Origin of the sequence: Marinobacter sp. HL-58 (assembly GCF_001314605.1) — a bacterium.
Classification (GTDB): Bacteria; Pseudomonadota; Gammaproteobacteria; order Pseudomonadales; family Oleiphilaceae; genus Marinobacter.
In genome coordinates, this window is record NZ_LIHP01000013.1 from 103,390 (window position 1) to 126,725 (window position 23,336).

Annotated in this window: 19 protein-coding genes and 1 pseudogene; 10 read left to right on the top strand and 10 right to left on the bottom strand. The window is 58.7% G+C overall.

Going from position 1 to position 23,336, the window contains the following annotated elements; translation table 11 throughout:
• Positions 1-99: 99 nt before the first annotated feature.
• From HLUCCO03_RS12205 to HLUCCO03_RS12240, 8 genes are all read right to left on the bottom strand, one after another.
• Positions 100-501, bottom strand: a complete 402-nt coding sequence (locus HLUCCO03_RS12205) for a hypothetical protein (RefSeq protein WP_027833067.1) — start codon at positions 499-501, stop codon at positions 100-102.
• Between the two features lie 23 nt (positions 502-524).
• The gene (locus HLUCCO03_RS12210; RefSeq protein WP_027833068.1) at positions 525-1,274 is read right to left on the bottom strand and encodes a Crp/Fnr family transcriptional regulator; all 750 of its coding nucleotides are present in this window, start codon (positions 1,272-1,274) and stop codon (positions 525-527) included.
• A gap of 373 nt (positions 1,275-1,647) precedes the next feature.
• The gene (locus HLUCCO03_RS12215; RefSeq protein ID WP_027833069.1) at positions 1,648-2,454 is read right to left on the bottom strand and encodes a peptidylprolyl isomerase; all 807 of its coding nucleotides are present in this window, start codon (positions 2,452-2,454) and stop codon (positions 1,648-1,650) included.
• A 198-nt stretch (positions 2,455-2,652) separates the two neighbouring features.
• A complete protein-coding gene (narI, locus tag HLUCCO03_RS12220; RefSeq protein ID WP_027833070.1) occupies positions 2,653-3,330 on the bottom strand; it encodes a respiratory nitrate reductase subunit gamma in 678 nt (225 codons plus the stop codon).
• 20 nt (positions 3,331-3,350) lie between these two features.
• The gene (gene narJ / locus HLUCCO03_RS12225) at positions 3,351-4,091 is read right to left on the bottom strand and encodes a nitrate reductase molybdenum cofactor assembly chaperone (protein WP_027833071.1); all 741 of its coding nucleotides are present in this window, start codon (positions 4,089-4,091) and stop codon (positions 3,351-3,353) included.
• A 10-nt stretch (positions 4,092-4,101) separates the two neighbouring features.
• Entirely contained in the window at positions 4,102-5,670 is a 1,569-nt protein-coding gene (narH, locus tag HLUCCO03_RS12230; RefSeq protein ID WP_027833072.1) for a nitrate reductase subunit beta, read from the bottom strand.
• The gene (locus HLUCCO03_RS12235) at positions 5,667-9,410 is read right to left on the bottom strand and encodes a nitrate reductase subunit alpha (RefSeq protein ID WP_027833073.1); all 3,744 of its coding nucleotides are present in this window, start codon (positions 9,408-9,410) and stop codon (positions 5,667-5,669) included. Before HLUCCO03_RS12235 ends, narH begins: the two co-directional genes overlap by 4 nt.
• Positions 9,411-9,584: 174 nt before the next feature.
• The gene (locus HLUCCO03_RS12240; RefSeq protein ID WP_027833074.1) at positions 9,585-10,820 is read right to left on the bottom strand and encodes a nitrate/nitrite transporter; all 1,236 of its coding nucleotides are present in this window, start codon (positions 10,818-10,820) and stop codon (positions 9,585-9,587) included.
• A gap of 171 nt (positions 10,821-10,991) precedes the next feature.
• Between HLUCCO03_RS12240 and HLUCCO03_RS12245 the strand changes: the two genes are divergently transcribed.
• The 3 genes from HLUCCO03_RS12245 (at position 10,992) to HLUCCO03_RS12255 (ending at position 14,143) form a co-directional block, all read left to right on the top strand.
• Positions 10,992-12,851, top strand: coding sequence for a histidine kinase (locus tag HLUCCO03_RS12245; protein WP_027833075.1), 1,860 nt, complete (start codon positions 10,992-10,994; stop codon positions 12,849-12,851).
• Between the two features lie 35 nt (positions 12,852-12,886).
• Positions 12,887-13,546, top strand: a complete 660-nt coding sequence (gene narL, locus HLUCCO03_RS12250; RefSeq protein ID WP_027833076.1) for a two-component system response regulator NarL — start codon at positions 12,887-12,889, stop codon at positions 13,544-13,546.
• 69 nt (positions 13,547-13,615) lie between these two features.
• Positions 13,616-14,143: an SCP2 sterol-binding domain-containing protein gene (locus tag HLUCCO03_RS12255; protein WP_081813591.1), complete on the top strand. Its 528-nt coding sequence runs from the start codon at positions 13,616-13,618 to the stop codon at positions 14,141-14,143.
• A 21-nt stretch (positions 14,144-14,164) separates the two neighbouring features.
• Here HLUCCO03_RS12255 and HLUCCO03_RS12260 read toward each other — a convergent pair whose 3' ends face one another.
• On the bottom strand, positions 14,165-14,320 hold the full coding sequence (locus HLUCCO03_RS12260; RefSeq protein WP_155939993.1) for a hypothetical protein: 156 nt from the start codon (positions 14,318-14,320) through the stop codon (positions 14,165-14,167).
• Between the two features lie 96 nt (positions 14,321-14,416).
• On the opposite strand from HLUCCO03_RS12260, the gene HLUCCO03_RS12265 reads away from it, so the two are divergent.
• The 4 genes and pseudogenes from HLUCCO03_RS12265 to HLUCCO03_RS12280 form a co-directional block, all read left to right on the top strand.
• Positions 14,417-15,088, top strand: coding sequence for a hemerythrin domain-containing protein (locus HLUCCO03_RS12265; RefSeq protein WP_027833077.1), 672 nt, complete (start codon positions 14,417-14,419; stop codon positions 15,086-15,088).
• Between the two features lie 303 nt (positions 15,089-15,391).
• The gene (locus HLUCCO03_RS12270) at positions 15,392-16,105 is read left to right on the top strand and encodes a succinate dehydrogenase iron-sulfur subunit (RefSeq protein ID WP_027833078.1); all 714 of its coding nucleotides are present in this window, start codon (positions 15,392-15,394) and stop codon (positions 16,103-16,105) included.
• A 98-nt stretch (positions 16,106-16,203) separates the two neighbouring features.
• Complete coding sequence (locus tag HLUCCO03_RS12275; RefSeq protein ID WP_027833079.1) at positions 16,204-17,391, top strand: cytochrome P450; 1,188 nt, start codon at positions 16,204-16,206, stop codon at positions 17,389-17,391.
• 152 nt (positions 17,392-17,543) lie between these two features.
• Positions 17,544-17,801: pseudogene (locus HLUCCO03_RS12280) on the top strand (carboxymuconolactone decarboxylase family protein); the annotation flags it as partial.
• 67 nt (positions 17,802-17,868) lie between these two features.
• Here the strand turns inward: HLUCCO03_RS12280 and HLUCCO03_RS12285 are convergent.
• The gene (locus HLUCCO03_RS12285; protein WP_027833080.1) at positions 17,869-18,072 is read right to left on the bottom strand and encodes a DUF2892 domain-containing protein; all 204 of its coding nucleotides are present in this window, start codon (positions 18,070-18,072) and stop codon (positions 17,869-17,871) included.
• A 218-nt stretch (positions 18,073-18,290) separates the two neighbouring features.
• Here HLUCCO03_RS12285 and HLUCCO03_RS12290 point away from each other — a divergent pair, with 218 nt between their 5' ends.
• The 3 genes from HLUCCO03_RS12290 to HLUCCO03_RS12300 are packed head-to-tail and all read left to right on the top strand — an operon-like array spanning position 18,291 to position 23,330.
• Positions 18,291-18,929, top strand: coding sequence for a TetR/AcrR family transcriptional regulator (locus HLUCCO03_RS12290; protein WP_027833081.1), 639 nt, complete (start codon positions 18,291-18,293; stop codon positions 18,927-18,929).
• A complete protein-coding gene (locus HLUCCO03_RS12295; RefSeq protein ID WP_051603927.1) occupies positions 18,913-20,241 on the top strand; it encodes an HlyD family efflux transporter periplasmic adaptor subunit in 1,329 nt (442 codons plus the stop codon). The genes HLUCCO03_RS12290 and HLUCCO03_RS12295 overlap by 17 nt, the downstream gene beginning before the upstream one ends.
• Positions 20,238-23,330 (top strand): efflux RND transporter permease subunit, encoded by a 3,093-nt coding sequence (locus HLUCCO03_RS12300; protein WP_027833082.1) that lies wholly within the window; start codon positions 20,238-20,240, stop codon positions 23,328-23,330. The genes HLUCCO03_RS12295 and HLUCCO03_RS12300 overlap by 4 nt, the downstream gene beginning before the upstream one ends.
• Positions 23,331-23,336: the final 6 nt, after the last annotated feature.

The following is a 23,336-nucleotide window of genomic DNA, read 5'->3' on the forward strand; positions in this document are numbered from 1 at the left end:
TTCGATGCTTGCGGAGATTTGATATTTCTCACTGGCAACAGGCAGATACATAAAAAACCAGCCAACGTAACAAAAGTCTGAAATACCCCTTAATGAGGACTACCCCAAAGCAACGGCCTGGCCACTCCGGTCCAGTGGCAGGTAGTTGCCAATGTGGCCGAGGCGGATTGACTCCACCATCATGGTGAGGGGTTGTTGTGCTTCGTCGGACGATGGCTTCATACCACCACGCCCGGACATCGCTGCGACAAAAACCACATCCCAGGCCTGCCCTGTCTCCCGGGACTCTTCCACGAGTGCCTCAAAATCACTGACTTCATCGAGCGCCTTGTCAACACAGACTACCGGCGTCAGGGCGCCCCCCTCCCCATTGGCAAAGGCGGCTTTTTCAGCTTCTGATGCGTCGTCCGGCAATTCTGCCCGGCAGAACACGAATAACAGGCGCTGGGGATTGGCTTCCGCATCAGCGGCTTTGAGTAAATCGGTGTAACTGGAGATCATTTCAGGGTTCCTGCCTTGCATGCTTACTGGCTGATCTGGATGAGTCGCGCCGGATCAGAGATGAACAAGCGGCTGCGGTTAACCCGCACAAGCCCGTTGGATTTCAGCTCTGCCAGGATTCGCGAAAATGTTTCCGGCTGCATGGCCAGGCGAGAGGCCACGAGGCACTTTGGCAGTGGCAGCTCTACTTCTCCGCCCTCCTCCGCACCACTGGGCAACAGATCGATCAGGTAACGGATCAGGCGATCACGGGCGCTCTGTACGGTCATGATTTCCAGGTCGTGGAAACGTGCAACGGCGCGCTTGGCATAGTGGCGCAGTGCCGCCTGGGTATACTCGGGCTTTCTTTCCAGCAGATCCTGGTAAACCTTGACGGGGATCATCAATACTTCGCTGGATTTGAGTGCCTCGGCGTAGCAGGCGTAACGGGCCGGGTCGGCGTAGATCATGACTTCGGCAAAACAGTCGCCAGGGGCGATGCTGTCCAGCGTGCGGTCAATACCGGAGGCATCAAGGCGATACAGACGAAGCCTGCCGGAGACCACATAGAAGAAGTGGTGGGCGGGCATGTCCTGGCGATACAGCAACTGGTGATGGCCAAGCCTGAGGCGCCTGGACTGGTGCAACAGTTCGGTGAGGTCGTCGTCGCTCAGTGACGAGAAGAGTGCATGCTGGCGCATGGGTGCCAGTGCATCATCGTCTTCAACGGGTTTGTTGACGGCAACCAGTACGGGCTTGCTGTAGCGTGTTTCGGCGGTTTGTAGTAATGCCATTTTTTTGCCCCCTGCATTATTAATGCATTTCATATCTGGTTTTATAGTAGTGGGGGTTGGGGAGGAAATCGCTCCCCCGTTGGGGGTAGTTTGGGGGTTATTACGGAGTAATTGATTTACCTCAAAGAAGAGGTTTTCTTCATGAGCTCTGGCGCACAGGCTGATGGGGTACCTCCTTCCCAAAACACGCTCAAGCCCATCCATGGGGCGCTTGGGCTCCGCCCCTCAGCGCTTATTGCTCCTGCGTCGCGCTGAGGGTCCTGGGCTGGCCATCCATGGCCAGCCCGTGAAGAGCTATTCGCTCTTCACCCATGGCTCCGCACAGTTTTGGAAAGGGGGATTCCACCAGCCTCCAGAGTTTAGGGGGGCCGCTTTACTGCATCAGTGGTGAGTCCGGGATTTCGAGGTCTACGCCTTCCACACCAGTTTCCGCAGCAAGAACCTGCAGGTACTGGCGGAACGCCCGTCTGGTAACACTTTCGCTCAGGTACTGACGTATCTGCGGCTTGACGTGCTCGTAGGGCAGTTGTTCGCCGTCGATTCGCTGGTCAACGCGTACAATGTGCCAGCCGTAGCGGGTTTCGATGAGTTCCGGGTTGAGGCCTTCCTGGAGGGAGAGGACCGGGCGTTCGAATTCTTCGACGGTCTGGCCTTTGCTGATCTGGCCGAGGCTGCCGCCCTGGTGGCGGGATTCGCAGGCGGAGTATTGTTTGGCCAGGTCGGTGAAGCGGGCGCGGCCGTCGAGCAGGGAGGTCAATAGCTGTCGGCCTGCTTCTTCCTGGCGCATGCGTTCCTGGACGTCGTCCGGGGCGGCGGCGAGGAGGATGTGGCTGACGGCCATCAGTGTGGGGCTGCGGAAGCGGCCGGGGTTGGCGGCGTAGAAGCGCTCGCAGTCCTGCTCGCTGGGGTCGGGGACGTTGAGTTCCTGTTCCAGTACGCGGGCGATGCGGTCTTCTTCGTCGGCGATGTCGTCCATTTGCAGGCGGCTGGCCTGTTGCAGGAGGAGCTCGCGGATGACGAGGCTTTTGGCGGCTTCGTGCCAGGCTTCTGCAACTTCCTCGGCCGGGTGGTGTTGCATCTCCCGGGCGATGTCGTCTTCGTGGATGAGGGTCTCACCCACGTACACCGGCGGGAACTGGTTTCTGGGTTTTTCGGCGTTGCCGACGGGGATAAGTTGCATGATGGTTACCTTTTGATCTGGTTGTCGGATTACGCTTCGCTAATCCGACCTACTTTTTTTGGGCATTGTGCTGGGCTTGTCGGATTACGGCTGCGCCTAATCCGACCTACGCTTGGGGTTTCGGGCCCGGGTAGGTCGGATTAGCGTGGCCCCGCCACGCGTAATCCGACACCTTCACCGTCACCTCAATTCACACCATCAGGCCCGCTTGCGCACCACCTGGTACTTCCGCCCGAAATACTCCACCGGCACGCTGAGCATGTGCACCAGGCGGGTGAACGGGAAGAGCACGAAGATGGTCAGGCCCAGGAAGATGTGGGTCTTGTAGATCCAGTGCACATCGGCGATATAGTCCGCGACACCACCCTGCAGGGTGAAGATGCCCTGGGCCCAGGCGGAGAACTTGAGCATGGTGCTGCCATCCAGGTGTCCCATGGTGGGCAGGATGGTGAGCATGCCCAGTACCAGTTGTACCACCAGAATGATGATGATCATGTTGTCGGCAAAGGTGCTGCTGGCACTGACACGGGGATCAGTCAGCCGGCGCCATGCCAGCATGCCGCCTCCGATGATGGCCATGATGCCTGCGATACCACCGACGACGATGGCAAGAATCTGCTTGGTGCCGGGCGTCATGAATGGTTCATAGAACGCATGCGGGGTCAGCAGACCCACCAGGTGACCGAAGAAGATCACCAGCACGCCGACGTGGAACAGCACGCTGGCCATGACCATGTTTTTCTTGCGAAGCATCTGGCTGGAATGCGCCTTCCAGGTGAATTGCCCATGGTCGTACCGCGCCCAGGTGCCGATGATCAGCACGGCAAGGGCGATGTATGGATAAACTCCGAATAACAGTGTGTTCAGGTAAGACATTGTCGTTTCCTCCTGCGCCGTCAGGCGCGCCCCGCCTGACGGGGTGTTGCGTCCGTCATCAGCTGATCACTCAGGTGGATGGTCTGGGTCTGTTCCAGCTCGCGGCGGCGCTGGCCTACAACGCCGCCGGTTGCGCAGGAACTGCCCTGATCGTCCACAAACTTAACCATTTCTTCTTCCCACACCTTGTCCAGAGCCTCCGGCGTGTCATCGCGCTCTTCCGAGGCCACGATCTGTGCCAGCTCCTGGCGGTTCGCCTCACGACCGGACAGCACCAGGAGGGAATCCATAAGCACGTGATAGACACTCTCACGCTGGTACAGCCTTTCGCCCAGAAGCCCGAGGATGTGATGAATATCTTCCAGCCAGTTCCTGATCTCTTCCCAGGGCCGGGTGGAGAGATACTCCAGGAACAGCGGCAGGTAGTCCGGCAGCTCCTTCGCATCGATCTCCAGACCATTGGCGCGGTATTGCTCCATCAGGTCCACCATCGCCTGGCCACGGTCACGGGATTCACCGTGCACGTGCTCGAACAGCAGCAGGGACGTTGCCCTGCCCTTGTCGAAAGTGCCCACATAGTTTTCCTGCATGTCCAGCAGATCGCCGTCGCACACCAGGTCTATGCACCGCAGCAGTTGCTCCTTGTTCTGCCTTGGCAGCCGGTTGTCTTCGAGAACCGTTGCTACCAGTGCGTCTTTGGAGGCCTGAAGTTCGTCCGTGGGGTACTCGAGCACCCGTGCTATTACTTTTAAAAGTTGCATGTCGGCCTCCTTATTCCTGTAGCTGCTTCGGGTCAACCTGTTTCACGGTAGACAGTTTCTGAACCATGCTGGTGGTCTGATTGCGGCCACCGAACATGTTGAACTCGCTGTCGCCGTTGCAACCGTCGCCGAAGCTGAACCCGCAACCGCCGCGCTCGCCGTGGGCGTCCGGAAAAGCTTCCTTCGCCAGCTCGCGATGGCTGGTGGGGATCACGAAGCGGTCCTCGTAGTTGGCAATGGCCAGGTAACGGTACATTTCGTCAGCCTGGGCTTTGGTTAGCCCGGCTTCCTGCAGTGCCCGCAGGTCTTCCTTGCCTTCCACGGTTTCCGCGCGCTTGTACAGGCGCATGGCCATGATCCGCTTGAGGGCACGAACAACCGGCTTCTCATCGCCAGCTGTCAACAGATTGGCCAGGTACTTGACCGGAATCCGCAGGCTTTCGATCTTCGGCAGGATGCCGTCAAATTCGACCTTGCCGGCTTCCGCCGCAGACTGGATCGGGCTCAGGGGCGGCACGTACCAGACCATGGGCAGGGTGCGGTATTCCGGGTGCAGCGGCAGGGCCAGTTTCCAGTCCACGGCCATCTTGTACACCGGGCTTTGCTGGGCGGCTTCGATGACGTTCATCGGGATGCCGTCTTTCTTCGCCTGCTCGATCACTTTCGGGTCGAACGGGTCCAGGAAGATTTCCAGCTGCTTTTCGTACAGCTCGTGCTCGCCCGGTGTGCTGGCCACTTCCTCGATGCGGTCTGCGTCATACAGCAGCACGCCCAGGTAGCGAATCCGGCCAACACAGGTCTCGGAGCAGACGGTCGGCAGCCCCGCTTCGATCCGCGGGTAGCAGAAGATGCACTTCTCGGACTTGCCAGTCTTCCAGTTGAAGTAGATCTTCTTGTACGGGCAGCCGGAGACACACATCCGCCAGCCGCGGCACTTGTCCTGGTCGATCAGGACGATACCGTCTTCTTCACGCTTGTAGATGGCACCACTCGGGCAGCTGGCGACACAGGCCGGGTTAAGGCAGTGCTCGCACAGGCGCGGCAGGTACATCATGAAGGTGTTCTCGAACTGGCCGTAGATATCTGCCTGCACCTGGTCAAAGTTCTTGTCCTTGCGGCGCTTGGCAAATTCGGTACCGAGAATCTCTTCCCAGTTCGGGCCCCATTCGATTTTCTGCATGCGCTGGCCGGAAATCAGCGAGCGCGGCCGTGCAACCGGCTGGTGCTTGCTGTCGCCGGCGGTGTGCAGGTGCTGATAATCGAAATCAAACGGCTCGTAATAGTCATCGATTTCCGGCAGGTCCGGGTTGGCGAAGATGTTCGCCAACACCCGGAAACGCCCGCCGATTTTCGGACGGATCTTGCCGGAGCTGTCGCGCATCCAGCCGCCCTTCCACTTGTCCTGGTTCTCCCACTCTTTCGGGTAGCCGATACCGGGCTTGGTTTCGACGTTGTTGAACCAGGCGTACTCCATGCCTTCACGGCTGGTCCATACGTTTTTGCAGGTCACTGAACAGGTGTGACAACCAATGCACTTGTCCAGGTTCAGTACCATGCCGACTTGGGAACGGATTTTCATTTTACAGCCTCCTGAACAGTGTCATTGCCTTCGCCATCGAGCCAGTCGATGTTGTGCATCTTGCGCACCACCACGAACTCGTCGCGGTTGGAACCTACGGTGCCGTAGTAGTTGAAGCCGTAGGAATACTGGGCGTAACCGCCGATCATGTGGGTCGGTTTCGGACATACCCGGGTGACCGAGTTGTGAATACCGCCACGAGTACCGGTTATTTCCGAGCCCGGAATGTTCACAATCCGCTCCTGGGCGTGGTACATCATCACCATGCCGGGCATGACCCGCTGGCTCACCACCGCCCGGGCCGCAATGGCGCCGTTGGCGTTGAACAGTTCGATCCAGTCGTTGTCCTCGATAGCCAGCTCTTTGGCATCGTCCTCACTCAGCCACACAATCGGGCCACCGCGGGACAGGGTCAGCATCAGCAGGTTATCGCTGTAGGTGCTGTGGATGCCCCACTTCTGGTGCGGCGTGATCCAGTTCAGCGCTTTCTCGGCGTTACCGTTGCTGCGCTGGTTCAGCATGCTGCTGACCGTCTTGGTGTTGATGGGCGGACGGTACACCAGCAGGCTCTCACCGAAGGCGCGCATCCACTCATGGTCCTGGTAGAACTGCTGACGGCCGGTCAGGGTGCGCCAGGGGATCAGCTCGTGGACGTTGGTGTAGCCGGCGTTGTAGGACACATGCTCGTCTTCCAGGCCAGACCAGGTCGGGCTGGAGATGATCTTGCGCGGCTGCGCCACGATGTCCCGGAAGCGGATCTTTTCCTCTTCCTTGTTCTTCGCCAGGTGTGTGTGATCCAGGCCGGTCATTTCCGACAGCGCCGCCCAGGCTTTCACGGCAACCTGGCCGTTGGTTTCCGGCGCCAGGGTCAGAATCACCTCGGCCGCATCGATGGCGGATTCGATCTTCGGCCGGCCGTCGTTGGCACCGCCGATATGGGTGTAGTTCAGCTCCTTCAGGAAGTTCACTTCCTTCTCGGTGTTCCAGTTGATGCCCTTGCCACCGTTACCCAGCTTGTCCATCAGCGGCCCAAGGGAGGTAAAGCGTGCATAGGTATTCGGGTAGTCACGCTCAACGGTGATGAAGTTGGGCGCCGTCTTGCCCGGAATCAGCTCGCACTCGCCCCGCTTCCAGTCCTTCACATCAAAGGCCTGGCCCAGTTCCGCCGGCGCATCGTGGAGCAGCGGCAGGGTGACCACGTCTTTCTCGACACCCAGGTGACCCTCGGTGGCTTTGGAGAACGCCTTGGCAATGCCCTTGTAGATTTCCCAGTCGCTACGCGCTTCCCAGGCCGGATCAGTGGCGGCGGTCAGCGGGTGAATGAACGGGTGCATGTCCGAGGTATTCAGGTCGTTCTTCTCGTACCAGGTGGCGGTCGGCAGAACGATGTCGGAATACAGACAGGTGGTGGACATGCGGAAGTCCAGGGTGACCAGCAGGTCGAGCTTGCCTTCCGGCGCCTCGTCGTGCCATTTCACTTCGGTGGGTTTGGCACCGCCCTGTTCGCCAAGGTCCTTGCCCTGCAGGCCGCTCTTGGTACCCAACAGGTACTTGAGCATGTACTCGTGGCCCTTGCCGGAGGAACCCAGCAGGTTTGAGCGCCACACAAACAGGTTGCGCGGGCAGTTCTGCTTGGCTTCCGGGTCTTCGCTGGCGAACGCCAGGGAGCCGTCTTTCATGGACTGGGCCACGTAATCGGAGACTTCCATACCCGCTTTCTCGGCTTCCGCGGCAATACCCAACGGATTGCGGTTCAGCTGCGGTGCGGACGGCAACCAGCCCATGCGCTCGGCACGTACGTTGTAGTCAATCAGGCTGCCACCGAATTTGGACTTGTCCGCCAGCGGCGACAGGATCTCGTCCACACCCAGTTTCTCGTAGCGCCACTGGCCGGAGTGGGCGTAGAAGAAGGAGGTGGAGTTCATGTGGCGTGGTGGGCGCTGCCAGTCCAGGCCGAAGGCCAGGGGCTGCCAGCCGGTCTGCGGGCGCAGTTTCTCCTGGCCGACATAGTGGGCCCAGCCGCCACCGCTCTGGCCGATACAGCCACATAGGATCAGCATGTTGATCAGGCCACGGTAGTTCATGTCCATGTGGTACCAGTGGTTCATACCGGCACCGACGATGACCATGGAACGGCCTTTGGTCTTGTCGGCGTTGTCGGCGAATTCACGGGCAATACGGATTACCTTGTCGGCGGGGACGCCGGTGATTTTTTCCTGCCAGGCCGGGGTGTAGGGCTTCACTTCGTCGTAGGAAGTGGCGCCGTCGTCATCCCCCAGGCCACGGCTGATGCCGTAGTTGGCAACCATCAGGTCATAAACGGTGACCACGCGACCTTCGGAACCATCCGCCAGCTGAACCTTGCGGGAGCCCAGCTTGTGCTTGAGGATGTCCTTGATCTCGACATGCTTGAAGTGGTCGTGCTCGATACCGCCAAAGTACGGGAAGGCCACATCAACGACGTCGTCGTGCTTTTCGACCATGGACAGCTGCAGCTCAACATCGTTGCTGCTTGCAGTCTGCTTGAGGTTCCACTTGCCCTTCTCACCCCAGCGATAGCCGATGGAGCCGTTGGGTGCGGTCAGCTGGTTGGTTTTCTCGTCGATGGCAATGGTTTTCCACTCGGGGTTGTTCTCTTCCCCGAGGCCATCCACCAGGTCACTGGCACGCAGGAAGCGGCCCGGCACGTAGCTGCCATCGTCCTTCTCTTCCAGCATGACCAGGTAGGGCATGTCGGTGTAGCGGCGTACGTAGTCGGTAAAGTACTCGCTGGGCTTGTCAACGTGGAATTCCTTCAGAATCACGTGGCCCATGGCCATGCCCAGAGCGGCGTCGGTGCCCTGCTTGGGGTTCAGCCACTCATCAGACAGCTTGGAAACTTCCGCGTAGTCCGGAGTAATGGCAACGGTCTTGGTGCCCTTGTAACGCACTTCGGTGAAGAAGTGGGCGTCCGGGGTACGGGTCTGGGGTACGTTGGAGCCCCAGGCGATGATGTAGCCGGAGTTGTACCAGTCGGCGGACTCGGGCACGTCGGTCTGCTCGCCCCAGGTCTGCGGGGAAGCCGGTGGCAGGTCGCAGTACCAGTCGTAGAAGCTCATGCACACGCCACCGATCATGGACAGGTAACGGCTGCCGGCGGCGTAGGACACCATGGACATGGCGGGAATCGGCGAGAAGCCGATGATGCGGTCAGGGCCATACTGCTTGGCGGTGTAGACGTTGGATGCCGCGATCAGCTCGTTGACTTCATCCCAGCTGGAGCGAACAAAACCGCCCATGCCACGGCGAGGCTTGTACTCGGCGGTTTTCTTGGGGTCTTCCACGATGGAAGCCCAGGCGTCCACCGGATCGTTGTGCTGCATCTTCGCGGAACGCCAGAGCTTCATCAGATGCTTGCGCATAAGCGGATACTTCAGGCGGTTGGCGCTGTACATGTACCAGGAATAGCTGGCACCACGGGGGCAGCCGCGGGGCTCGTGGTTGGGCAGATCCGGACGGGTGCGGGGATAGTCGGTCTGCTGGGTTTCCCAGGTGACCAGACCGTTCTTGACGTAGATCTTCCAGCTGCAGGAGCCGGTGCAGTTGACGCCATGGGTGGAACGCACAACCTTGTCGTGCTGCCAGCGCTGGCGGTAGCTGTCTTCCCACTCGCGGCTGACTTCGTGGGTTTCGCCGTGGCCGTTGGCGAACGGCTCACGCGTTTTCCTGAAGTAATTCAGTTTGTCGATCAAATGACTCATGGTCTCTCTCTCCATCTGCCCGTCTACCGGATCGGTGTTCTGATACGGCTCCGATTTGAGACCATTGTGTGGGAGAAAAACCCTGAAATCTGCGTGGTTACCCCGTCATAACCGGGTTCTACCACCGAGGTGGTAGTGCGCCTATACACCCTTGTGTAACAGGGCCTGACGCTCCTAACGACGGTTGTCATGAGCGAAATAAAGCAGGCTGGCCGCCAGCAGCAGGAATAGAATCATGAACATGGCCGTACCCACACCAACCCAGTGGATCACGGCACCAAAAAGCACCGGCAGCAGGAAAGCCACCAGGCAGGCAGTGAAAAGCAACAATCCGGCAGCGAACGCAGCTGCCTCCCGGTTTTCCCCGATCACCAACCGTTGCAGCCCCCCCATGGCCGAGCCCAGAGCTATACCAAGCAATACGATGAAGAAAGCTTCCAGGAAGAGCGGCAGTGCAACCTCCACCGCGATCACAGACTCGATTCCCTGAACGAACAGTGTCATCGGCGGATATGACAGCACAAACAAGGCCACCAGAGAGCCTCCCAGCGACCGCACTACCACCGGGCCAGCTCCGTAACGGTCTGACAGCCCTCCCCCCGCAATCTGGGCCAGGGCGCCAGGGATCACAAACCACAGGGCCAGGCGGGCGCCGGTCTCCATGGTCAACAGAAAGCGGGAAGACATGAAGTCGGGTAACCACAGGGCCAGGGAGAAGAAGCTCCCCGCCACGACGCCGAAATACAAATACTGTCGCCATACCCGGGGGCTGTCAAGGCGGCGCAATAATGCCCGGGCGCTGGTTTCAACATCGGGATCGCCGCGGGCATCCGAGTCCTCGGTCAGTAACAGCAACAGGGACGCCACCAATAAAAGCACAATAAGATAGGCAAGCGGCACACCCTCCCAGGAGAAGGCCTGCATGATCAGGGGAACGAGATAGTAGTTCAATCCGGCACCGGTCACCCCTGCGCCGAATATGCCCAATACCAGCCCCATATGCCGGGCCGATGCGTGGCAGGTCACAAACTGAAGGCCAGCGCTGTAGAATCCGCCAGCAAGGCCCAGGCCTGCGGCTACAAGCAGATACCCCGTCAAGGTTTCCACTACCAGCAACAACGCCATACAGACGGCGAGGCCGAACAGGCAGGCAATCATGATTCGCCTGGCCCCTGATTTCTGGGCCGCGATGCCGGCTGGTACCGCCAACAAGGCACCCGCAGCCATGGGCATGGCCAATAACAGGCCAAATTCCAGGCTACCCAGAGCCAGGGCATTTCTCAGATGGGCGCCCGCCACGGCAAAGATGGTCCAGCACCCGGCAGAAATAACAAAGCCAACCACTGCCAGTGGAAGCACCACTGCCAGAGATGTCAGTCTGTCGTTATCATCCATGGAAGAAAGCTGCATCGGATTGCCCACCAGAAACCAATTTCCAGTTTCCAGCTTTGCCCTGTAAAGGGTCAAAGACTATGATGGGAGATCGACTATCGGGGTAATTGACTATCCTCAAGGAGGTACATTCCGGGGGAAAACCGTCAGAATTGCCGCCACATTTGCTACTCCCAGCTAAGAGATCAGATGACACGTAATAGCCCCCTGGTTAAGCGTATCGCCATCGTTGTTGGCGCCGTTGCCCTGACGGCCATGGTCAGCATGGCCACTACCCTTGGTGTTTCACGCAGCATCGAGGGTAATGCGACAGCCATCAATGTGGCCGGTTCGCTGCGCATGGGTGCTTACGAGCTTCTTGCCCGCTCCGCCGCAGACCCCGCAGACAACCATGCCGATACGTTTATGGCCAGGCTCGATGCCTATGAGGCACGCATGGCTCATCCGGGGTTTATCAGGGCAATCCCCGCTGCCGATGACCACCCGCTGACGCAACAACATACGGCCATGGAATCGCTGTGGCAGGAGGAACTCCGGCCGGCACTGATTGCCCATGCACCAGACAGCACACGGGTAACGGAAGACCTGATAACGACTACAGAGCGCTACGTAACGAAAGTGGACGAACTGGTCAACATGCTGGAGCATCGGACTGAGGCTCGTGTCGACCTGTTGCACCTGATTCAGATAATCAGCCTGGTTTTCTCGATACTGATCATTTTCGGGCTGTTTCTGGACATCAAGAAGCGGGTACTGCGCCCACTCCGCAAGCTGGTGGATATCGCTGTGGCGGTCGGCGAGCGGGATTTCTCCCGCAAGGCCAATCTGAAAGGTTCGGATGAGCTGTCTCAGCTCGGTAGCGCCTTTGACCAGATGACCAGTCAGTTAGCGCTCAGCTATCACGAGCTGAGGGAAGATGCGATGGCAAAAACCCGTGAACTGGAGAAAAGCCACGCCGCCCTTGAACTGCTCCACTCTTCCAGCCGTTCCCTGTTCGCCAATCACGATCTTTGCAGCGGGGCTATCCCCATGCTGCAGGAGCTGGAACAGCTCCTGGGCATCGGCCCGATCCGGCTGTTCCTCCACGACAGGAATTCCAGCGAGCCCGTGGAAGCCATCACCACCTCCACGAAAGAGCGGCCCTTCTATTGCAAGGATCACGATTGCGATGCCTGCCTGGTAACCCCGGAGGTTTTCGACGAGCTGCCAACCGAGGGTAATGATGGCCGCAGATTGCTGCTGCCCATCCGCACGCCCGGCCAATTACTGGGCACTCTGGAAGTCTGGTACCCGGTCAGCAAGGGACTCTCCCAGACCGCACGTCGCTTGTTGGAAACGCTGAGCGACCAGCTCGCTACCGCCATATTCCTGGAGCGCCAGATTACCGAAGAGCAGCAGCTTACCCTGGCAGAGGAGCGTACGGTGATTGCCAGGGAGCTTCACGATTCCCTGGCCCAGTCCCTGTCCTATCTGAAAATGCAGGTCGCACGGCTACGCCGCCTGGATATTGCCGGTGAGCACGAGAAGATCCACAACGACATACTGGAAGAACTGAGCACTGGCCTGAACAGCGCCTATCGCCAACTGCGGGAGCTGCTGACGACTTTCCGGCTGAAACTGGACACCCCGGACCTGGCCACGGCCTTGCGGCAAACCGCAGCAGAATTCTCGGAGCGAATGGGCAGTGAAGTAAAACTGGAATACCGCCTGCCGCCGCAGACACTGTCACCCAACGAGGAAATCCATACCCTGCAGATCGTCCGGGAAGGGCTGGCCAATGCCGTAAAACACTCCGAAGCATCGGAGATTATCGTGCAGGTTCTGTTTGAATCTCCCCGGGTTCAGGTCAGAATACTTGATAACGGTAAAGGGCTGCCGCCCGGGGACCAGCCCGCACAGCACTATGGCCTGATTATCATGCAGGACCGGGCCCGCACCCTTGGAGGGAAGGTCAACGTCACCAATCGTGACAGCGGCGGCGTGGAAGTGGCGCTGAGCTTTGTGCCCAAGAGCAGACACCTGATTACATCCGAAGCCGCCAGCGGCTGACGGTTGCCACACTACTTCAAATAATGAGAGGAACCATGTCGGATTCACCAGCAAGCATTCTGTTGATCGATGATCACCCTTTACTTCGTCAGGGCATAAAACAACTGATTGAAATGGAAGATGACATGCAGGTGGTTGGCGAAGCCAGCAACGCGGCTGACGGTATCCGCCTGGCCCGGGAGCTGGAACCGGACCTGATTCTCATGGATCTCAACATGCCGGAAATGAACGGCATTGAGGCGCTGAAGAAACTGCGGGAAGAAAGCATCAGCTCCCGCATTGTCATGTTCACCGTGTCCGACCACGAAGACGACGTGGTGGATGCCCTGAGGGCGGGTGCTGACGGCTATCTGCTGAAGGATATGGAGCCGGAGGACATGATCAGACAGCTGCACGACGCCGCAGTAGGCAAGATGGTCATCAGCGACCGCCTGACCGCACTTCTGGCCCAGGCGCTGCGTTCCCAGAAACCGCAACAGGCATCCCGCCCGGATTTTGACAGCCTGACCCCACGGGAAAAGGATATCCTGCGCCTGATTGCCGAGGGCCTGTCCAACAAGATGATTGGCCGCAAGCTCGACATCAGCGATGGCACCGTAAAGGTTCACGTCAAACATCTGCTGAAGAAGCTGAACCTGCGCTCCCGGGTTGAAGTTGCCGTATGGGCGGTAGAGGAAGGCCTGCACAAGGGCTGAGTTATATCAAATCAATGAGCCATGGTTTCCGTTAATCTGTGCAGGTTTTCTCGCCGCCCGGAGTAAGCCATGGCACTTTCCCTGCCTTCCATTGGATCGCTGAACAGCCCGCTTCTTGACCAGTCCCTGGCCGTTCTCAGGGAGTATCTCCCCTCGCCTGCTCCCCTGCTTGAAGCCATAGACCGGCGCATTCCGGTTCCGCTCAAGCAACTGGCCGCTGAAGAGCCGCTGAATCGGCTTTTTTCAACCGCTATTGCTGATGGTGAGTTCGATGATTTTGAAGGACGCCGGATCCGGCTGGAAATCAACGGCGGGCAACCCGGCGTTACCATTGGATTCTGGGCCGGCAGGCTGCGCATCCTCGATGGCCCCGGGGAAGCCACTATCCGGGGCTCCCTGGGGGCGTTCAAAACGCTGGCAGAGCGCCGGCAAGACCCTGACCAACTCTTCTTTCAGCGCCGACTGGTCATCGAAGGAGATACAGAACTCGGGCTGGGGCTGAAAAACCTGCTGGACAGTCTGGAGTGGGATTTCACAATCCGCGGGTTTCTGTTTCAGATCAGCCCCAGCTCCAGTCGCGCTTCCTCTGCCAGATAGTCACGGGCTTGCGGTGTTACTTCAGCGTTGATGTCCACGAGCCACCTCACCTTTTCTGCGTTTTTCACGGTCCCGCTTGATCTTGTTGGCGTTGCATTCATTACTCACAAGATCCAGCCATCGCAGGTGCTGGTCCCAGACTTTGTCTTTAATACGCTCCGGCTTGTTACAGGTCATCGCTACCTCCCGATTTGCCGAGAAAATGAGAACGGTTCTTGACACTCATTAAAATGTATTATATATATATCTTAAAGCAAGAGAGGAGGATCAGCAATGAATTACCAGGACATAATCGGCAACTGCCATGAAACCACCGTCGCCCAACTGGCCAGCCGGTGCCCCGAGACTCTGGATGTATTCCGCAAGTACGTTCCGGAAATTGACGCTCACCGCCAGACAACCGTCGACATCGTCGCATCCATCGCCGACGTAAAGCCGCAGCAGTTGTGTCAGGAACTGTTTGATACGGTGATGGAACACACACCCCTTGAAGAACTGGACACGGATGTACTGCTGGAGCTCATATCAAGGAACTATGATGCCGGCCACCTTGAGCAATTGCCCAGGCTGCACCGGCTTGCCCGTAAAATCGAGGCAGTACACAGGGCGAATCCGGACACCCCCAAGGGCATAACGCTGGCCATCAAAAAGCTGGAGCACATTCTGGTTGATCACATAGAACGGGAGAACGCCTATGTTCTGAAACGGATGGAGCATGATCAGCCACCCAACCCGGACACACCGATCGCCCAGATGAACGAGGAGCACTCCATTATCAAGAGACAGCTCAAAAAACTGCGCAAGATGACTCGGGACTACCGGGCTCCGGAGTCCGCATGCCGGTCCTGGAAACGGTTCTACCGGGAACTGAAAGCGCTGGACTTCAGGTTGTCCGAGCAGATTTATCTGGAACGGGACGTTTTATTCCCGAGGTTCCAGTTCTGAGAGGAGAATCAGCAATGAACTATCAACAACCAACAGTTGAAGACATGGACACAGACGTGCTGCTGGAGCTCATTTTAAGGGGCGGCTTTACCTGAACCGAAATCTGCTGCCCACAAGATTTCAGTTCCGACAGGAGGAAAGAATCATGGCGTTCAAACAACTGAAACACCTTTTAGCACCTGACTGGGCCGGCTCCAGTGTTCATATCCGCCGATTGACCTGAGTGAAGTGAGTGTGACGGCACAACGTAAATAGTCTGCTAAGGTTTACCTGACACTCTTTTTTTGTACAAAAGGCGCCAGCATGTCCAGCTTCACAGTTCGACTCTACCGCTACAACCCGGAACAGGATGAAGTGCCTCACAATCAGGATGTCGAGGTTGGCGACGAGTACCGGAACCGCATGGTGCTGGATGTTCTGGAGCACCTGAAAACCCGAGACCCTACCCTGACGTTCCGCCGCTCCTGCCGGGAAGGCGTTTGTGGCTCCGACGGGCTGAGCATTAATGGTCGCAATGGACTGGGTTGTATTACCAACGTCGCGGATGCCCTGGGTAAAAAGAATGTCCTGGAGATTCGGCCGCTTCCGGGTATGCCCGTGATCCGGGACCTGGTGGTTGACCAGTCACTGTTTTTCAAGCAATACGAGCGGGTTATGCCCTGGCTGATCAACGATACCCCGAACCCCGCAATTGAGAGACTGCAAAGCCCGGAGGACCGCGCAAAGCTGGACGGATTATACGAGTGCATTCTCTGTGCCTGTTGCACTTCCGCCTGTCCCTCCTGGTGGTGGAACCCGGAAAAGTACATCGGGCCATCGGGGCTGTTACAGGCTTACCGGTTTCTGTCAGATTCCCGGGATACGGCTACGAGAGAGCGCCTGGAAAAACTGGAAGACCCGTTCAGCGTGTTTCGCTGCCGCGGCATTGGCAACTGCACAGCCTACTGCCCAAAAGGACTCAACCCCATGAAGGCTATTGGCCACATCAAGGCCATGCTGGTTCGGGATCAGGTCTGAATTATTTTGATCCGCCCAGAGCACTTGATTTATCTTCAAGAAGACAGAGTAGACCTCTGATAGTCTGCGGGAACATCTTTTCTTCCCGAGGATTAGCAATGGCAGACAATCCCCGCAGCCCTGACTGGAACCCCCGCGCCGATGAGGTTCTGGGTGACCAGATACACGCCTACGACGCCATGCGCGCAGAGTGCCCGGTCGCATGGAGTGATTACCAGCACTGGACGTTATTCAGGCATGGCGATGTCTTGCGGGTGCTGGAAGACCACCAGACTTTCAGCAGTGCGGCATCCAGCCATCTTTCGGTCCCCAACGGCATGGATCCGCCCGAGCACACGCCTTACCGACAGGTCATCGAGCCCTATTTCTCTCCACAGGCCATGAGCCAGTTCGAGCCAACCTGTCGCGACATCGCCCGCAATCTGGTCAATAACCTGCCGGATGGTCGGCCGTTCGATGTTGTTGAAGAGTTCAGCAGAGCCTTCGCCCTGCAGATTCAGTGCGCGTTTATGGGGTGGCCCGACGCCCTTCACGAACCTTTGCGGGAATGGGTTCTGAAAAACCACCAGGCGACCCTGGCCCGTGATCGGAAGGCCCTGGCTGACGTTGCCCATGAGTTCGACGGTTACATTCACGACCTGCTGGAAACCCGACGCCGGGCCGGAGCCGACGCCCCCAGAGACGTCACCACCTCACTGATGGAAGAGACCGTCAATGGCCGAACCATGACCGATGAGGAGCTCACCAGCCTTCTGCGGAACTGGACTGTGGGTGAACTGGGCACAATCAGCTCCAGTGTCTCCATTCTTTTAAGCTACCTGGCTCAGCATCCGGACCTCAGACAGAGCCTGGCCAATGATTCCGTCGCGCTGCCGGACGCGATCGATGAGATACTGCGTATGGACGCACCCCTGATGTCCAACCGCCGGATTACAACCCGGAATGTAGAGGTTGGCGGAAGAAAGATTCCCGCCGGTGAGAAAATCACCATCCTGTGGGCGTCGGCCAATCGCGACGAGAGCGTTTTCGGTGATCCCGATGCGTTTTGCCCACACAAGAACCGTGACCACAACCTGCTCTACGGCGCGGGCGTTCATGTGTGCCCCGGCGCACCTCTGGCGAGGATGGAACTCAGGGTTCTGATGGAGGAATTTCTTTCTGCTGTCGAAACGCTGGAGCCTGCTCCTGACCAACAACCTGAGCGTGCGGTTTTCCCGACGGGTGGTTTCAGTTTTCTACCAATGGTTATTGGAAAATCACAGGAAGGTTCCCGCAATGTGAGGTAAGGTTTCTGTTCCGGATCAAAATCTGTCCACCGGTTTCGAACCGACCCTGGAGACGGGGCGGAACCCACAAACGAGGAAATCTAATGGATAAACATGACAGCTAACTCCCCAAAACCTTCGTTGCCTTCAGCGAACGGTTTCCAGAGCTTCAGGAAGCACACAAACAGCTCGGTAAAACCCTTGCCGATGCCGGACCTCTGGATGAAAAAATGCGGGCATTGGTAAAGCTGGGCATCTGCGTAGGTGCCGGGCGCAAATCAGCCTTGCAGTCCCACATTCGCCGCAGCCTGGAATTAGGCCTCACACGCGAGGAAATTGAGCACGCGCTGGTGCTGGGTATGAACACATTAGGCTTTCCGGCAACAGTTGCTGCCTGGCAGTGGGCTCAAGAAGCACTCAGCCAGGAATAAAAAGGTTGCGCTTAGACTACTACCAAGACGCAGAACCTGGCGGACCAAGCGTTTGCCGAAAATCGCCTCAGCTGACCGGCCGTTCCTCTTTCAGGCCCATCTTTTTGAGGATCATCATGGCCGGGCACCACTTGGTGAACGAAGACTGGATAAGGTTAAGCGCAATAAATCCGGTAAAGAACAGCCAGTAAGGGCTGACATAGTGGGCGAGAAGAATGGATATCAGGGTGAATACACCCGCCATCAGGCGAAGGCCTTCGTTGATGGTCATAACGCACCTCCTTGAGGGGACAAGCGTATACCATTTACCCATTGCCACTGTTTGGCAATGACACAGATCAGTTTCGGGGCAGCGGTCACCGATGAGTGTATGCAGTGCTCAGCCTTCATACAAACGCGCCCCAGCCAACCTGCATAAAACCAGTATTGCAAAAACTGCTTGTCTGTCACAATATAAAGTAATTAATTACTTTCTTTTTTGAGACACCCATGGAAACGACCCCGGAATCCGCGAAGCGAGCCTACCAAAGCACCGAACTGCGCCAGTCCGCCACCGTCGAAGCGGTCATTGAGCTATGTGCAGAGCAGGACCCGGCCACTCTTACCACGGCCCGGATTGCCGATGAAGTGGGCCTGTCACAGGGCGCCCTGTTCAAGCATTTCCCCAACAAGAGCCGGCTCTGGGAAGCGGTGGCCGGCTGGGTGGCGAAGCAGCTGACAAGCCAGGTCTTCGGTGAGGCGGAACGGCATGAACTCGCCGACCAGGCCCTGGAGGCCATGTTCCTCGCCCATGTGGGCTTTATCGCCAGGCACCCGGGCATTCCGCGCCTGATGCTGGGGGAACTGCAAAAGCCGGGTAACGGCCCTGCGAAAACCATCATCCGCCAGACCCTCGCCCGTTACCGCAAGAAAGTGGTCGGACTCCTGGATCTCGGCATTCAACAGGAACGCTTTGGTCCCGGCATCGATACGGAAGCTGCTGCGGTGCTATACATCGGTGCCATTCAGGGGCTGGTGGTTCAGGCCATGGTCAGCGGCGAGATTCATACCATTGAACGTACGGCGCCTCGAATCTTCAAACTGTACCGAGCCGGCCTGCAGGAGATGCCCGATGAACCGGAAAGATAAACTGACTCTTGCCCTCGCCCTGGTCGCCGGTATCGCCTTTGTCGTAATCATGGTGAAGCTCAAGCAGCCACCGGAACGGGTGGAGGCGCAGGCAACCGCCACGCCCGTCCGGATCATGGAAGTGACCTTGCAGGATTTCCGCACCGAAGCCCGGGGCTATGGGCAGGTGCTGCCGGCTCGCAGCTGGAACGCGGTGGCCAACGTGGGAGGACGGGTTATCTGGAAACACCCGGAGCTGGAAAGCGGCAACCTGATCCCCGAGGGTACCCGGCTGCTTCAGATCGACCCTACCCGTTACGAACTGGCCGAAGCCTCGGCCAGGGCGGATCTGGCAGGCATAGAAGCCGAGTTGCGACAACTGGATCAGGAAGAAAGTAATACCAGTGAGTTGCTGAAGCTGGAAGAACGCCGGCTAGACCTGGCCAGGCGGGAACTGGAGCGAGCCAAAACCCTGAACGAAAGGGGCGCGCTGTCTGAAACCCGATACGACGAGCAACAGCGGGCCACCCTGCAGCAGGAACAGGCGGTTCAGAGCCTGAGAAACCAGCTGAATCTGATTCCGGTCAGGCGGGATACCCTGGAAGCCCGCAGGGCCAGAACGGAATCGGCCCTGGCCGGCGCCCGGGAAGACCTGGAAGACACCCGCTTTGAAGCACCCTGGGACCTGCGGGTACACCAGGCCGATATCGACACCGGCCAGCACGTCAGCCCGGGCCAGGCCCTGTTCATTGCCGACGACATAACCCGGGCTGAAGCCACGGTGCAACTGGAAGTGTCGGAACTGCGCCGGGTGCTGTCACAACTGTCGGACGCCAGCGTGCCCGAGCCCGGTGCCGACACCACCAACAGCTTCACCGACTTTCACGATCAATTACCCCTGGATGACCTGCACATCCGGGTAACGCCCACCAACGTGCCGGATGCCCACTGGCCCGGCAAACTTACCCGCGTTACCAGCAGTCTTGATCCGGCGACACGCACGGTTCAGGCGGTGATCTCGGTGGAAGAGCCTTATCGCAACGCCAATCCCCCGGCCCGCCCGCCGCTGGTTCGAAACATGTTCGTGCAGGCCAGTATTTCCGCCAACTCGCCGGAGCCGGTTGTCGTGATCCCCGCCAGCGCCGTCCACCAGGGTTTGGTGTACCTGGCTGATGAAGACGATCGCCTGCAGCGCCGGGAGGTCACAGTCGCCTGGCAGCAGGAGGACCTTGCAGTAATCAGTGAAGGCCTGCATCCGGGGGAGCTACTGGTCCTGGATGACCTGGTACCTGCCATCGATGGCAGTCTGCTGGCTCCGGGAGACCAACCATGATCCGCTGGTTTGCCGGCCACCCCACCGCGGGTAACCTGCTGCTGATCCTGATCCTGGCAGCGGGGCTGTTTGCCGCGCCCAACCTGACCCGGGAAACCTTCCCGGACTACCTGCCGCCAGAAGTCAGCATCACCATGGAATACCGTGGTGCCACCGCCGCGGATGTGGAAGAGGCCATCTGCCAGCGCATAGGTGAGGCACTGCAGCGGGTGGATTACATGAAGGAAGTCTCCTGCACGGCCCGGGACAACCAGGCCCGGACCATCGCCAGCATGGAGGCGGCGGGTGACATGGGGCGGTTTCTGGACGATATTCGCACTGAAATCGAAGCCCTGACCGATCTACCTGAAGAAGCCGAAGACCCGGTTATCCGGCAGCTTTACCGCACCGACCTGGTAGCCGCCATCGCCGTCACCGGCCCGATGAGTTTCGCCCACCTGGAAAGTTATACCAACCAGCTGGAAGACCGGCTGCTTGCCATTGATGGCGTTGCGGATGTCATACCCGTAGGGCTATCCCAGCGCCAGTGGCAGGTGGAAGTCTCCCGGGATCAGCTGCGCCAGTATGGCCTGGGGGTTCAGGATATCGCCCGTGCGATTACCGGCCAGAACGTCGACATGCCCCTGGGCACCCTGGAAACCGATAGCCAGGATATCCAGCTGCGATTCGTGGATGAAAGGCGCTCTCTGGCCGATCTGGCCAACCTGCCAGTGCTCGGTGGCGAAGCCGGCGCCGTTCTCACCCTCGGGGATCTTGCCACCCTTACCGAAGCCCACGAGCGTGACGAAGAGCGGGCTGAATTCAATGGCCAGCGGGCCATCATCCTGGAGGTGCACAAAAACCGTCATGACGATGCCCTGCGGGTAATGGATGCACTGGAAGCATTCATTGCGGAAGAAACGGCACGGCGCGACGGCACGGTCACCCTGGAGATCACCCAGGACATGACCTCCATCGTCAAGGACCGCCTGCAAATGCTGGTCGGCAACGGCATTACCGGGTTGCTGCTGGTGGGCCTGGTAATGGCGCTGTTTTTCCGGCCCCGGCTGGCCTTCTGGGCCCTGTTCGGTCTTCCCGCCGCCTTTGCCGGTGCATTTGTAATGATGGTGCTGACCGGGCTGTCCCTCAACATGATCACCCTGGTGGCCCTGCTGATGGCCATCGGCATCGTGATGGACGACTCAGTGGTTATTACCGAGAACATCGCCCGCCGGGCCAGTGAAGGCGCCACCCCTCTGGAAGCCGCAGCCAGCGGTACCCTGGAAATTCTTCCCGGGGTTATTTCGTCGTTCCTGACCACCGTTTCGGTGTTTATTCCACTGGCGTTTCTGGCCGGCGAACTGGGTTCGGTACTGGAAGTACTCCCGGTGGTCTTGATTGCTGCCCTAGCGGCCTCACTGATCGAGGCCTTCTGGATACTCCCCCATCACCTGAAAAGTGGCCTGGGCAAGGGCCGGGGCCAATCCGTCTCGCGCTTTCGTGAAAGGTTCGACCGGGGCTTTGAAGCCGCCAGGGAGAAAGTCGGGCAAATGGCTGATGCCGCCATCCGTTTCCGGTACGGTGTGCTGGCCGCCATTCTGGTTATCCTGCTCGGATCGGTGGGGCTGATGGCCGGGGGTTATGTGCGTATGGAAGCCATGCCGGAAATCGACGGCGACGTGCTGGAAGCCAGGGTACTGATGCCCCAGGGCACTCCCCTTCACCGTACCAGTGACATCACCGATCGTATCACCGAAGCCATGCTCCGGCTGAGCGACGAATACGCTCCAGAACAGCCCGATGGTCAGGCCCTTGTGCGCAACATCCAGACCCGCTTCAACCAGCACGCCGCGGCTGGCGAGAAAGGCGCCCACGTGGCAACCGTCATGGCTGACCTGCTCACCGCGGAAAACCGCACCGTTGATCTGGCCACGTTAACCGACCGTTGGTATGAAGAAATCGGAGACATTCCCGGCATCATCGCCCTGAATATTCAGGAGCCTGGGTTCGGCCCGGCAGGCGTTCCCATTGAAATCCGCCTCCAGGGCAGTGACCTGGACCAGCTGAAACAGGCAGCCCGGCATCTGGGCGATGAAATTGCCAGCTACAGCGGCACCTTCAATGTGCTGGACGACCTGCGCCCCGGTAAACCCCAACGCACACTCAAGCTGAAAGACAGTGCCCTGGCCCTGGGCCTGAATGCCAGCGATGTGGCCAGCCAGGTCCGCACCGGGTTGCTGGGCGACATTGTCGATACCGTCCAGATTGGTGACCAGCACATCGAAATCCTGGTACGCCAGAGCAGCGCCGAGCGCACCACCCGCGCATTTCTGGAAGATACGGTCATTACTGCCAGGAACGGTCAGATGATCCCGCTAGGGGAAGTGGCGGAGATTACCGACGACCGCCAGTGGGCACAGGTGACCCGCATCAACGGTCAACGCACAGTGACGGTCTCGGCCGATGTAAACGGCCAGATAACCAACGCCGACGCCATTGTTACCGACCTACAGAAGCAGGTGTTCCCGGAGCTCCGGGAACAGTGGCCGGATATCACCCTGCAGGTGGAAGGCCAGACTGCCCGCTCCCGTGAAACCGGCCAGTCCATCGCCCGGGGGCTGCTGATAGGGCTGCTGGGCATCTTCCTGATTCTGTCGTTCCAGTTCCGCAGCTACCTGGAACCACTGATTGTAATGATCTCCATTCCGGTTGCCTTTATGGGCTCGGTCTGGGGCCATTTGTTGATGGGGTACAACCTCTCCATGCCCTCACTGATCGGTGCGGCCTCCCTGGCCGGCATTGTGGTGAACAACGCCATCCTGCTGGTGCAGTTCATCAAAGCCTACCGGGAACAGGGCATGAGTGCCGGGGAAGCCGCCGGTGCTGCCAGCCGAAACCGCTTCCGTGCCATCCTGATCACCACCAGCACCACCGTGGCCGGCCTTCTGCCGTTGCTGGCCGAAACCAGCACCCAGGCCATGGCAGTGATTCCGCTGGTGATTTCCGTGGTCTTCGGCCTGCTGGTTTCCACCATTGTGGTTTTGCTGGCGCTTCCGGCACTGTACGCGATTCTTGATGATCTGGGCTGGGCCAAAACCGTGGAGTCATGAGCGGGA